The sequence below is a fragment of the Acinetobacter sp. AOR01_HL genome (assembly GCF_027855455.1).
GTDB classification, from domain to species: Bacteria; Pseudomonadota; Gammaproteobacteria; order Pseudomonadales; family Moraxellaceae; genus Acinetobacter; species Acinetobacter baumannii.
Genome location: NZ_JAKTIM010000011.1, coordinates 61,619 through 75,895, shown reverse-complemented (window position 1 = coordinate 75,895; position 14,277 = coordinate 61,619). Strand labels below are relative to the sequence as shown.

Here is a 14,277-nt window from a genome sequence, read left to right as displayed (position 1 = left end):
CTGAACTGCACCCCATAAGTTAGACTTTTTAAACTTATGAGGTGTGCCCTATGCCAATTCCGAAGCATTCAAAAGAGTTAAAATTAAAAGTCATTCAAGCTTATTTAGATGGAAGTAAAGGATATAAAATCCTTTCACAAGAATTTAATGTTGATCTCCAAACCATCCGCTTATGGATTGAAAACTATAAGGCACAAGGTGAAGATGGCCTGAATGTTAAAACTAAAAAAACCTACTACTCTTCCGAATTTAAAATCAAGGCTGTACAAATGCTTCTTGATAAGATACCGGTAAGAGAAGTTAGAAGACGGTTAAATCTGAGCGGGACGTCAATTTTAAGAAGGTGGCTCGCTCAGTATCATAAAGAAGGGATTGCCGGGTTTAATACTACGAGGATTTATACCAATATGGTTAAACAAGATAAAACCAAAATAACTAAGCCTATAAAAGAAGACAAAGATAAATCTCAACAGGAACTCATTGATGAAGTGACCGCTTTACGAGCGGAGGTTGCCTTTTTAAAAAAGCTAAAAGCCTTAAAACTGAAGCAACGTACTTAAATACACTTTGTACTGCAGACACTGTTCAGGTTATTTCAGAATTAAGGCAAATTTATCCATTAAAACTCTTACTCAGTATTGCAAAGATTGCTCGTAGTACTTATTTCTATCACATGAAAGCTGTACGCTCTAATGACAAATATACTGAGTTAAAACAGCAGATTAAGTCCATATATCACAAGCATAAGGGATGCTATGGCTATCGTAGAATTACTCTTGCCCTGAAAAGTACAGGAATAATAATCAACCATAAATGTGTATATCGCCTTATGAAAACCATGGGAATTAAATCACGTATCAGAGCATTGAAATATCGCTCATATAAAAGTGGTTGTGTCGGGACGGTGGCTGATAACATTATGCAACGGCAATTTAAAGCGAACCATCCCAACCAGAAATGGGCAACTGATGTGACGGAATTTAATGTTAACGGTGAAAAACTTTATTTATCACCAATTATAGATTTGTTTAATGGGGAAATTATTACCTTCCGAATCCAACGTAAACTCAATTATGAGTTAGTGAAAGATATGCTCATTCATGCTTTAGCTAAACTTAAGCGACATGAGAAACCAATTCTCCATTCAGATCAAGGATGGCAATATCAAATGGCTCATTACCAACAGCAATTAAAGCAACATGGTTTAATTCAAAGTATGTCTCGTAAAGGAAATTGCTTAGATAATGCTGTAATAGAAAGCTTCTTTGGAATATTAAAATCGGAATGCTTTCATGGAGAAAAATTTCAATCAATTGATGAATTAGAGAAAACGATACGAGAATACATTCATTATTATAATCATGAGAGAATCAAGGTGAAGCTACAAGGTTTATCCCCTGTACAATATAGAAACCAGTTTATAAAAACTGCTTAACTAACTGTCCAACTTTATGGGGGCAGATCATCCTACCGCTACGAAGGGGGACGAACGAGTTCACCACCAAAAAATTACTTTTTTGATGTTCTAGATGAAAACGGTCTGCTAAAACCGACTGGCAATGTAGGCCAGCAGGCAAAGGATAGTATTCGCTATTGTTGGCGTCAAGCGTAGGAAATGACATTTGTTTTAAAATAGATCATTAAAAAGTAAGGGGAAATAATTCAGCTTTTCCCGTTAAAAATTAGTTTATAAAATACAGAAATTAACTATCGAAAATGGGCCAATATATTCATAGAAAAATAAGAATATACCTTTCATGCTTTATTAATTTGATAGCTATCTAGCAAACCATAGATTAGCGTTAGAGATGAATTATGTATTTGAATTATTTTTAATATATGTCTTTTTAACTTAATTCAAGTTATGAAAATAATTTTGGATATTGTCATAAAAATTTTCTAGAGATTTGATTATAATATATTTACTTAAATCAATTATTAACGAAAAATGGCGAATACTTCTAAATCATTTATCGGCTTTACTGCTTCTTTGGTACTCTATTTCTCTGGGATAAATACACTTTACGCAAAAATACCTGATGAACTTCTTTATCAGCCTCCCAAAAATGTACAATCGACTCAACTAGCTACTCTAGTAGGTTTTCAAAAATTAAATGCTCTCCAGCTTATTAAAGCCCGTATATATCTTACTTATATCAATGATAAAGCTACTTTAAATCGCTCGCATGACTGGAATAAAGTTTATGAGATTTCTCCAGGACTGACAGACATCCGCCTTGTATCAGATACACCTAACTATTTTACAAGTGGACGTTTAAAATTTACTGCAAAAGCCAGTCATCATTATCAAGTTAAGAATAATCAAGCAGATATAAAGTTTAATAAAGAACCTTTACTATTTTGGGTAGAAGATCTTGATACAGGTGAGGTTGTAACACCTAAGCAGGAATTATTAGGTATTACGGTCCCTTCATCAGTAAGTTTTGTCCCTGTGATCATTTCAAAATAAAGAAGAGATATTATTGTGAAAAAAATTATTTTATTGTCTAGCGTAACTCTTTTGGGATCATTACTATCTGGGTGCATAACAACTAGAAATATAGGGCCTATAGAACCAATCACTTATTATTCTTCCCCTGCTATTTCCACAAATACAGCAACAATTATCGGGAGCACTGAAATTAGTCATTCGATTAAAGCTGATAAAATTGCATATGTATTTGCAGTTGATTTTAAGAAAATCGAAAATGATCGAGGACAAATGAGTTCCCAGCTAGCAGTAGAAGCTGGTGAGCATGATCTACAGCTATGGTGTCAACAAGGCGGCTTTAAATATACAAACTTAGCACGAGTAAAACTTGAAGCTAGTAAGCATTATCAAGTTGGTTTCGCTATGAATGTAAATAACCAATATAATTGTTATATGTGGATCTATGACTTAGATGCCAAAAAAGCTATTGGGGAATTAATACCTACAATTGAAGTTGGTGAATATGCCAATCCCGACAAAATGCGTCCAATTACACAATTTTTAGAAGCTCGTCCAAGTGCCCAATCAAATGTGACTGTACCGATTCGAGTAATTAATAAAATGGGACATAATTAAAAAAATTAGCCCTTATTAGGACTAATTTTCTTTACACAAATAAAAACTTACCAACCTACTAGATCACTTACACTTAGATGGGAAAACTTATCATTTATATTATATCCATCGTCTAATTGCACATTTTAAACCTACCCTATAGTGGTAATGTATTTGGCATACATTCATATGCCTTTAAAATTGTTTCTTCAGATGTGAGAGTTCTTTTATTATCCCAATACACAATTTTCAGCCATATGGCAGCATAACTATATAATCCCATTCTTAGCCAAGGTTCTTCCATATACTTAGTCAGCATGCTTTCCCCAGCTTCCACTAACTCTTCTTGACTATATTTTGGTTCTAAATAATTACGACACAATACATAACCATATTCACGGGGAGCCATTTTTTTCTTAATCGAGATCTCTTTTTTTCCATGATAATATTCAAAACGATCTATCCCCACCTGATACTTGCCGCATTGCACACAAAGTTGTAAAAAATCATCTAAAAAATCTGTTTTAAACTTACTTTTTGCATAAATATTATTTAACCCATCAAAGTCTTTCCATAATTCAAAAGATCTTTGCCAATAATCTGCTGCGTTCAAGTTTTCGGACATCCAAACAGCAAGAGCTTTGCTTCTGAATAAACAAGCATGATGAAAAATCAAATCGTTTCCTTCACCAAATACTTCTTTTTTCTCTATCGCAAAATTTAACCATTGGTGAACAGTAGGTAAATAGATATCCACCTCATTTTTAAGATTCACTAGATAACCTGAAATAATGTCATCTAAAAAATGTATAGCATAATTACCAACAGGTTTTTGAGGATCAAACCATGATAATTTTTCTTTCATGAAATTTAGATTAAACTCATAAAAAACTTCTTGAGTACGTTTAGGATCAAACATTCATATGCACCAGAATTATTATTTACAAACTTTATTAACACAGCTAAAAATAACTGAGTTTTTTGAGTTACCTGTAGCTACTGTATAGGTAGTAAAAGTACCATCATTGAGATTTTTTAATGCAACTTGTTTAACACTTTCAGGCAAATTAGATTGTCTAATAGTGGTTAAAGCTTCATTTACAGCATTAGTTCTAGTAGTTGAATTGGTAAATGTTGTAGACGCTCCCAATTTAGAGTTACTACTCCGATATTTCGAATCCCATAAATAAACATTTCCAGTTTTTATATCTACAGAAATGATATCAGAACCATTACGCCCAATTGCATCACCATATTTTAAAACTACTTGATTCGGCTGAGCTACAACTTCATTTGCTAACCTTAGTTCAGCTTTATAACCATTAACATGTGAATTAGCGATATTTGGGTTTGTAGAATCAAGTACTTTGGGTTTATAAGTATATCCCGCAGCTGGAACAGGTAATCTTGTATCTAATACAACCCCATTAAATGTAACAACTGGAATTGCTTTTACTTCACTTATAATTTTTTGTGTTTGAGTAGTGCTGATTATACTAGTAATTGGTGCTTGATATTTAGCAGATTGCTTTGCAGCATCTGCAATTGAACTAGAGAATTTTAAACCCGCACTACCTAACTTAGCTGTTGCTGTTGCTGCACCTTTAACGACCGTAAGGATCCCTGCAACTTCCCAAGCTAGAGTTCCAAGATCATACCCCACTTGGATCGCAGTCTGAATTCCACCGGTATTAAAACCCGACTCAATTCTTTGAATTTTGGTATTGAAGGCTGTAATAGTAGATTGAGCAAGTTGAGCTCTAACTTCACTGTCTGTCAGAATTGCTTTTAAACCATTTAATGTATCAATAGGATTGAGAATAGCTTTTCCGATATTCCAAATATCAGTTCCCGCACCTGCTGCTATACCCGATGCAAAACCACCTTGTGTTAAACGATCCTGTAAGACGCTGATTCCACCGTATTTCGCAAATATAGCAACATCACCTAAAGCATTTGCTTTTATATACTCTAAATCTCTTTGCCTTTTTTGTTGTGTCCCTAACCAGTTATTCGTTAAAGCTGTGTCAGCAGAGCTAATTGCAATATTTACGTCATACCCTGCATATGCAGCAACAGTTGCAGCTAATGCTTTACTACCCTCTTTAATCGCCTTAAGTTGTGCATCAGTATAGTCATATTTATTTCCAGTAATCGTATCAGCAAATACTTCTCCAAGAGCCGCCCCAATCGCTCCTGCTGCACAATCCTTTTGTATAGAACCAGCTAAACAGCCAGCCGCTGCATGGGCAACCTTATGTAAGATATAATCTAGATCAAGATTGCTCCCTTGTTGTATACCCGAAATATTATTAGATAAATATCCTTGAACAGCCGTAGCTAACCCCCCTAGTAATGCTGTTTGCAAATTATCATTTAAGTCCCCACCATTAATTGCAGTACTAACTAAAGCTGAACCAGTTGAGTTAACTAGATTAGTAACGATACGATCAGTAACACCTGTACCATTAAATTGTTGCATCCAATTTGATCCACCAATTTTATCTAGTAAACCAGCAGTTACTACAGAGGTTGCTAAATTTTTAACAGTATCTTTAGAACCAAGGTCTTTTAACGTCTGTACTACATCACCTTGATTATTTACCAAACTCACAGAAGCTTGTGAAGCTAATGAAGTTAGGGCTGCATTAATCATTATACCTGTAGTCGTATATGTAGTTACGCCAGCAGCTGTGGTTGTAGCTAAAACTGTCCCACCAAATGCTGTCGCACTACCCCCTGCACCCACGGCAACTGTTGTTGTTCCTACTGTTACTGTTGTTGCACCACTTGAGGCCGCTACTGTAGTTGTGCCTAGTGCAGCCACCCCTGCACCATAGGTTGCTATAGCAACAATTATTGCAATAATAGCTGCACCAGCACCAGTCAATCCTTGAGACTTATAATCCCAATCTTTTTGTGCAAGAAGTATTTGTTGCCAATTAACATCATTTCTGTTTATGAAGTCCTTGAGGTAAGCATTTCCTGGTTGATTTGCAAGTTTTAAAATTTCATTACGTAATTCAACTTTATTGGCATCTATTTCACTAATAGGAACTTGAACAACAAGTCCGCCAGCAGCCTTAAATGTAGGCGCAACTGGTCCATTAAAGCTTGGTAATTTTGCAGTTTCAGTAATGGAGCCTTTATCCTGCATAGATTGCCAAACAACTGAGTTTTTTTCTTTCTTTACTAGATCTGTAATTTGCTTAGTGGCTGCTAATAGTTCAATTTTACCACCAGCCTCAATCTGCGCACCCTTCAAATATTCGAATTCAGTACCTACTAATCTAGTATCGAAACCAGACTTAGTACCGATATAATCAGCTTTTAATACTGCTGGCAATTCTGATATTTGTGTGCGCGTTGCATTTGTTTTGGAATCATTATATTTAATACCAGCAAACGATGATTTTTTAGTAATATCTACCTTGCTACTTGAGGTCTCTTCTGCAGTGTAAAAATTAAGATTTCCTCCAGATTTAATAGATATCTGACCACCTTCAGCTGTGAATCGACCCGAATAAATATCTATATTATTATCTGGTTTTGTTGGATCAACACCTGCTGCCAATTTCTTTGTTTCAATATAAATATTCTTACCTGCAATATCGACAGAAGCCGCGTTAGTAATATTAGTTTCTTCAATCGTTGTAGTAATCTTTTTCTTTAAACCACCCCATGATTTTTTGGTCGTGGTAGAGGTACTACGATCGTAGCTTTGTTCAACTGCTGCATCAAAAAGCATACTTTTGTTTGCTTCAATCTTGACATCACCCTGACTAGCAGTAATACCTGTTGCCTGTAAAACAAGATTGTCGGAAGCAGTATTACCAACTGTTTTAATATTGACGCCTTTTGTACCATTAATTATTGTTGGGCTAATAAAAGTACGCATACTATAATTAGTATCAGCTTCATTACCTTTATCATAAAAATCTGTATGCCCATCTATAATTATACTAGCAGAAATAGTTCTCGGTAGAGTTTGACCAGAATTAATAGTGGAAGAGGTATACTGACTTAATAATGGGCTTCTAGCCTCGATATTTGCTTGACCAGCCGTTGCTGTTAAATTCGCTCCACTAATAGAAATACCCCTAGCAGCCGTTAATGAGATATTACCAGCCTTACTTGTTAAAGTACTTTCTGCATGTTCGTATCCATTAGTTTTATTATTCATAAAACTAATGGTTTGGTTCACCCGAGCTTTATCTTGTTCAAATACAGTAATTTTGTTATTAAAATTATTAAGTTTTTGATTTTCAGCCGGGAGTTCATTAAGGATTATTTGTCTATATCTACTCAAATCTAATCCAGAAGGAATACTTACAAAGTAAGCTCTTCCTCCATCATCATTTGATACATAAATATAATTTCCATTTTCTGAATCATACCCGATAGATGCATTTAAAGGATCGACACCACTTGTATAGGCGGAAAGAGCATCATTTAACAATTGATTTATCTGACTAGCTTGGCTACCTAAACTTGCTATTTTATCTTTTGTAGACAAATAAGATGGGTCATTCTTAATAATGTTAATCTTCGCATTAAGATCTGCTAGATTTTGATTTAAAGATACTATATGTTTTATCGAAGCAAAATTTGTAAACTTATTTTTAATACCATCAATAAATATATCTTCTTTACTAGAAATTAATTTAATATCTTTTTGTGCTGTTAATTGAGCGCCTTGAAGATCAATTTTAGTTCCTTCAAGACTAATACCACCACCTAGTGTATTCAATTTTACAACTTGCTCAGAACCATTCCCAGATGTTCCTTCATAACCTTTTAAAGTCAAAGTTCCATTCTTTGAAATTAATTCAATATCACCTATAGCATTAAACTTATGAATCTTGGGATCAATAGTTAAAGCACCATTCGTTTGAATAGTAAGATCACCATTTAGATCTTTTAAAACAGGATCATTTTTAAGAAAAGTGCTATCAACTGTATTAAAGGTTAATGTTGCATTAGAAGGTGTAGTCAGAACATTGCCAGCTTCTAATAATACTGCTCCTCCAGTATAGGTAGTATTCTGAGCTGCATGACTACCACCACTTGTCATTGACAAAATACCCTTGGCTGTTAAATTACTTTCAACATAGGGTGTCCAAACTGTAGTTGTACCATATTCACCATTAATATAAATATTTTTCTTGCTACTTAAGGCTAGATGCTTATCAGAATTAGCTGTAACACCTAACAAAGTTAAATGATCTTTAGACGATATTTCAGTGTTACCTTTAGAGTTTAAAATACTATTTTTAAAATTTAATTTTCCTTCGCTATTAATTTTCAACTCATTAGCAGCTATAAAACTTGTTCCATTATCAACAACTAAATCATTCTTCTTATTATTGATATTAATATTCTGTGCTGTAATAGTCGTAGGACTTAAAACTGATCGGCCATTATCATCATTATGCATACTTACATCATTATTCGCCAAGATTTTAAGGCCATTATTACTTATAAGTTGAACATCACCTTGATTGGCCATTATATCTGTTGCTGAGATACTTAAAGCACCTTCACCTGTTGAACCAACAACAACGCCTTTAGCTCCGTTAATATTAGTTTTATCAGTAGTGATTACATCATAAGAAGCCATTGAATCAAAATGTTGTATAGATGATAAGTTAACATCTTTGTTCGCAAGCAGTGAAATCTTTCCAGCTATTGAATTAGCTTTTAAGCTGAAAGTTTTTAAATTACCCGCTAGAGCTGTAACGTTAATATCATTTTGAGCAGTCAATGCATTATCTAAAACCAAATCAGCAATTTCTGCGGTTAAACTAATATTGTTTTGAGAAGTAAGAGCAGTACTTAATGTTAATTGATCTGCTTGTAGCTGAATACCACCTTTACTAGAGAACCCTTGTGATGAAAGACTTAAATTATTCTCGGCATCCAATACAACTTTCCCTGTAATCTGGGGTAGAACTTTTGTTGCATTGTTCCAGACCAAGTTACGCCCACTGTGAGCATTAATGTTCTTGACTCGTGTTGCAGAATTTTCAAGTGCAAATCCAAGATTCTGTAAATTTACATCTCCTGAACTATATAAGTTTAAATCTTTACCCCCATAAATAGTCCCGCCTTGGACATCAATTAAACCATCTGTATTTGAAGAATCTGCTTGTAAATTGATTGAACCTAAGGATGCCTGTATCTGATTTCCATTCAGTGAGAGCTTACCTCGCCCAGATACATTCAAATTTTGTGCTGCTATTAATTTTGCGCCTTGTTCTGTAACCACATCTTTTTGCGACTGAATATAAGCAGAACCACGATTACTGGTAATGCCTGCGTTAGTTGCCAGATTGATGTTCGCTGCATCAACATATAACTCCCCACTCTGCGCATCATTAAAAATTCGACTATTTGCTGCTAAATTTAAATTCCCTTTAGTATTGATGATTAAAGGAGAGGAAGCCAAGCTACCATTATTAATAATAATTTCTTTAGCATTTACATTCAGATTATTACCTGAATCAATATTGAGCATGCCATTACTATTGATACTACCTGATGAATTGATATCTGCCGCTGCACCAACACCTGTTGTTTGTACGCTGACTAAACCTTGGGTTTTACTGGTTGAGCTGATTGTACCGCTATGCTCAATTTTTCCAGCACTGGTAATCACCAAATTGTTTACTGCCTGAATAGTTCCTGCATTAGTAACTCCCAAACCTTTTTCTGTACCCATCAAATAAATATTATTAGCATACATTCCACCTAGTGCTTTTACATCAACAGCTAAAGTTGGGACCGTTCCAGTACCGCTAATAGAAGCTATATTTTTAAGATCCGAACTAACGGTATTAGCTCCTATTATCACCTGAATATCATTTGTGGCATGAAGTTGAGCATTCAAATCTAGTGCACGGGCATAGATATCAACATAGTTAGCATTATTGTTGTTACCACCCAATCCCAAAATACTATTGGTCGGTGCAGTAATAGTAACCTTACCTTGACTTACATTAAATTGCTGAATACTACCATCGGCATTTAACTGGGGCTTACCTGTAGTAAAAATTGCTTTATTGGCATTAATAAAGCCACCGCCTTTAATATTAATACCAGACGGGTTGGCAATAATCACATCTGCCATTTGCCCTGCAACTTCCAAATTCCCTTCAAAGCGTGAAGCGACTGTTGAATTTACTTCATTGAGGATGACACGAGCTTCACCAGTCGCTAAAAATGGGTTCGCCCCCACGCCCCCTACCGTTTTGGTGATAGCTCCTGTTCGGCTATTATTTAAAACAACGCCTTCAGCCAACACATCAAACTGTTTATAGATATTGTGGGAAATACCATTTTTAGGAGTCTGGATATTAACCACTGGAACTGTTGTGCCTGCTGAGTTCTTGCCAGCAGCAATGACAGCTCGGTTTGCAGCATTTGCTGTACTATCTGCAATGATATCAGCATAGACTGGAGCAAAAGGTAGCATTAAGCTCATACTTGTTACTAATGCCTTGACATGCCACAGTTGATGAAATGATTTTTCTTGTACCAGTAATTGCCCAGAACTCACTATTTCTGAGGATGTGGATTGTCCTGTCGCCTTGCTCTGACTCCTGACATTCTCAGCAACTGCCATAAACATGTTACGCGCTTTGTTAAAAACAATTCGATAAAGATTTTTATTCATAAGTCAGTTTTCTCTAATTAAAATTAATCTTTTTTCATAAGGAAACTTAATAAAAAGCATTTAGGCTAAATCCAAATATCCAGTCTTTTTTTATACTTTGCGGAGCGATTAGACCGCGCCCTGTAAAGGCATCAATATAAAAATGGTTCAGGTAACTACGCACCCCCACGACACTCCCCATCAGATGGCGCTGCCCAGCAATACTGTTCTCACCGTTTACCCAGCCCTGATCTACAGCCATGTAAAATTGGGTATTAGGAATTTGTGTATTTACGCTGATTTCCTGTTGTAAATACTGTCCGTTATCGCCTGATAGCATCAATTCACCATCAAAACCTCGAACGCTATAACGACCACCGATATAAAACCGGTCATTAGGTACTAAAACTCGTGGAGCATATTGTCCACGCCAGTTCAAACGGTATTGAGCAGGCGTATCTAAAAGCAAAAATGGCATTTGAAAACGTAAATCGGCACTCCAGATCGGTGCACGGGAATACCCTTCTGACGGTAATGGATTTTTATCAATATCCTTAATTTGTTCTTCTGGTGCTAACAACGCATCAAAGGCGCCTGTACCATGCCGATAATCCAAACCCGCATCTAATACAGCATCCCCCAGATATTGCCGATGTTGAATCCCGGCATTCCAGCCTGACGTTCTTCTACGTTGGACTTCAATTTCAATATCATCAATAAAGTTTGAGTTTTGCTTATGGTAGAGCTTGCCATAGAGAGTGGTTTTATGTTGCCCACTTCGGCTAAGGACTCGAGATACATTCAAGTTACCCTGCTCACTTAAGCCGTGATAACGTAGTACACTATTTGCACCCAATACATTTTGCTCGTATTGATAACGGCTATAGCTAGTACTAAAATCATAGTTTCCTAACGGAAGCTGATAACTTACAAAGTAGTTTTTATTTAAGTCTCGATGTAAGTTATCTAATGAATGACTAAAATTAAAAGAAAGAGAATCGCTTAAGTAGAATGGATTGTTAATACTGACTCCTAAGCTACCGATGTATTTACCAGTATCTTTACTACCTGAATTATCCAGGCCTAAATTTAAACTGATCTTTGAATGTGCCTGTAACTTAATAACCAGATCGCTATAACCTTGAGTATCCTGAACAGACTCGTTTGACGGCACAATTTGTATATCTACCGTATAAACTCGTTTTAAGTTTTCTAGCCCCTGATCAAGTTGTTGTAAATTCAGGACATCACCTTCTTTAAAGGGTAAAGCTGCTTTAAGTTGTAATAAGGAGAGTTGCTCACCTTCTACGATGATTTTACGTAAACGCCCAATCTGCACACCAAGTCGCAAAGAACCTTGCTGGATATCTTGAGGGTCAACAGTAACCTGACTGGTAATAAATCCTTTTTTAATCAACTCATTTTGGGCAAAATTAACGAGGTTATGTAAGCTTTGCGTACCGATACATTTGCCAATGATCTTCTGGGGATGGTTCCAGATTGCCCGAAGCATAAAGTGAAATTTATAATATTCAGGGTCCTGTAACGTTTTGCTATCAAAATTAATATTCTTGACCTGAACACATGGCTCTTCCGGAACAACTATAGTTTTAAAATCCTGCAATTGGGTAGTATCAGATTTAGGTGAAAGTTGAGTGATTTGCGCTTCTAATTGTTGATTAAGCTCTTTTAAACGTTGTTCCTGACGTATACGATCTGGTAAAGAAATATCATCGATAGCATAAGCATGCGTAGCTAACCCATATAAAAGAAAAAAAGCGTGAGTAAAAAAAATTTTGTTTTGCATAAAATATTATTTTTAATTTACCAAATAGATAAAAAATCAAACAAAAACTACATGAATCATTCATAATCAACAACAAATGTCATAAAAAATTCATAATTGAAACATTTTGGAAATTTTTTAAATATTTTTAATTTTTATTAATGTATACCCATGATTTAAATATTTAGAAAACAATAGTTGTTCATTAAAATTAATTTCCATCTTCTTTTATAAGATATAAATTCAATTCTTTTCATATTTTTAGAAGTATTTTACTTACTAGGCTAATTTTTATCATTATTATTAAAAAAGAATATTTAATAAGAGTTAAGCAACCTAAAATTACTTAACTCCTTAGAAAGGCTTAATCAATCCATCAGCTTTTTACGGCGATACAATCCACAATTCCCAGAAAATAGCGCTGCCAACAAACAAGTAATAATGGCATAAGTGGCAACATTCATTCCAAATAGCTCAACAGCTAAAATAATAGATGTTAACGGTGCCTTACTCGCGCCTGAAAAAAGACTGACCAAACCTAAGCCAGCAAGCAATGAAATAGGCAGGTTTAAAACCGCCCCTAAAGCATTACCTAATGTCGCACCCACATAAAACAGCGGCGTAATTTCACCACCTTTAAAGCCTGAACCTAAAGTAATGGCTGTAAAAACAGTCTTGTTAAAAAAGTCGTAGAACTCAATCGGCACATAAAAAGATGAAATAATTTTATCTGTACCCAAACCATTGTATTGCTGATGCGCAGTGAACAAAGTAAGTAGCATAATGACAATACCGCCCACCATCGTTCTTAAAGGCAAATACCGAACGTATTTATAAAAAACGTCACTCGCAAAATGGATGGCTGCAATAAAGAAACGCGCAACTAAACCAAAGATCAACCCTGCCGTAATCAGGCTCATGAGCGTTCCAAAATGAATGGCTGGAAATTCACTAATCACATAAAAAACATGCGGATGAACAATTTCGAATAGCTCAGGGATGGCCGAAGCAATCAGCGCCGACACAAAACATGGAAAAATGGCTGAGTATCTTAAATTACCTAAGGCAGTAATTTCTAAACCATAGATTGCACCTGCCAGAGGCAAGCCAAACACCCCCGCAAAGCCCGCGCCAATACTGGCGATTAAGCAAATTTTTCGGTTATCTTCCGAGATTTTTAATATATGGCTCAGGTGGTCAATTAAAGCACCTGAAAGCTGAACTGCTGGCGCCTCTCGCCCTGCCGAACCACCAAATAACTGCGTTAAAATTGAGGTGATAAAAATGATAGGGCTCATCCGTTTTGGAATAAACGACTTGGGTTGGTGAATTTCATCTATGAGTAAATGAGTTCCGCGTTCAATGGGCGAACCATATTTTTTAATGAGATAACCAATACCAAAACCCACAAAAGGCAAGAAATAAATAAGCCAGTGATGCAGGCTTCTCACTTTATTTGAAATATCAAAAGCCACAAAAATTAAGGTCGATGCCAACCCTGCAACGACTCCAATCACAATCGAAATGACGAGCCAGTAGACACTGTATTTTAGAATTTGATCATATTCAGATGAAGGTAGAATTTTCATTCGCTTTCTTCAATTCGCCTTTGAGTGAGTGCCAAATTCTCAAATTGTTTTTATGCTGCCAGCTCATTAAGTGAGAAATGCTTAAACTGGGCTAAAAATTAAAGCCCGCATATGCGAGCTTTCAATACAGTGATTAATTTTTAGTATCACCAAACTGTGACAAATATCTCATAATTACTGTATTTTTTCAAGACGAAATTCG

The 14,277-nt window shown here is 35.5% G+C and carries 8 protein-coding genes; 4 read left to right on the top strand and 4 right to left on the bottom strand.

The features are described from left to right. Positions 1-50 precede the first annotated feature (50 nt). The 4 genes from MKL62_RS02055 to MKL62_RS02040 all read left to right on the top strand — a co-directional run bounded on the left by MKL62_RS02055 (position 51) and on the right by MKL62_RS02040 (position 3,067). Complete coding sequence (locus MKL62_RS02055; RefSeq protein WP_001122273.1) at positions 51-560, top strand: helix-turn-helix domain-containing protein; 510 nt, start codon at positions 51-53, stop codon at positions 558-560. Between the two features lie 32 nt (positions 561-592). Next, a complete protein-coding gene (locus tag MKL62_RS02050; protein ID WP_223673390.1) occupies positions 593-1,435 on the top strand; it encodes an IS3 family transposase in 843 nt (280 codons plus the stop codon). Between the two features lie 513 nt (positions 1,436-1,948). Beyond that, complete coding sequence (locus MKL62_RS02045) at positions 1,949-2,470, top strand: hypothetical protein (protein ID WP_000024256.1); 522 nt, start codon at positions 1,949-1,951, stop codon at positions 2,468-2,470. Between the two features lie 15 nt (positions 2,471-2,485). Beyond that, positions 2,486-3,067: a hypothetical protein gene (locus MKL62_RS02040; protein ID WP_030423693.1), complete on the top strand. Its 582-nt coding sequence runs from the start codon at positions 2,486-2,488 to the stop codon at positions 3,065-3,067. Positions 3,068-3,203: 136 nt separating this feature from the next. On the opposite strand, the gene MKL62_RS02035 is transcribed toward MKL62_RS02040, so the two are convergent. The 4 genes from MKL62_RS02035 to MKL62_RS02020 all read right to left on the bottom strand — a co-directional run bounded on the left by MKL62_RS02035 (position 3,204) and on the right by MKL62_RS02020 (position 14,075). Further along, complete coding sequence (locus MKL62_RS02035; RefSeq protein WP_005128968.1) at positions 3,204-3,965, bottom strand: hypothetical protein; 762 nt, start codon at positions 3,963-3,965, stop codon at positions 3,204-3,206. Between the two features lie 18 nt (positions 3,966-3,983). Further along, positions 3,984-10,721, bottom strand: coding sequence for a two-partner secretion domain-containing protein (locus MKL62_RS02030; protein ID WP_005128969.1), 6,738 nt, complete (start codon positions 10,719-10,721; stop codon positions 3,984-3,986). A gap of 46 nt (positions 10,722-10,767) precedes the next feature. Then, positions 10,768-12,507 carry a ShlB/FhaC/HecB family hemolysin secretion/activation protein gene (locus MKL62_RS02025; RefSeq protein WP_005128970.1) on the bottom strand — a complete coding sequence of 580 codons (1,740 nt, stop codon included), beginning with the start codon at positions 12,505-12,507 and terminating at the stop codon, positions 10,768-10,770. A gap of 347 nt (positions 12,508-12,854) precedes the next feature. Further along, on the bottom strand, positions 12,855-14,075 hold the full coding sequence (locus MKL62_RS02020) for a chloride channel protein (protein ID WP_005128971.1): 1,221 nt from the start codon (positions 14,073-14,075) through the stop codon (positions 12,855-12,857). Positions 14,076-14,277: the final 202 nt, after the last annotated feature.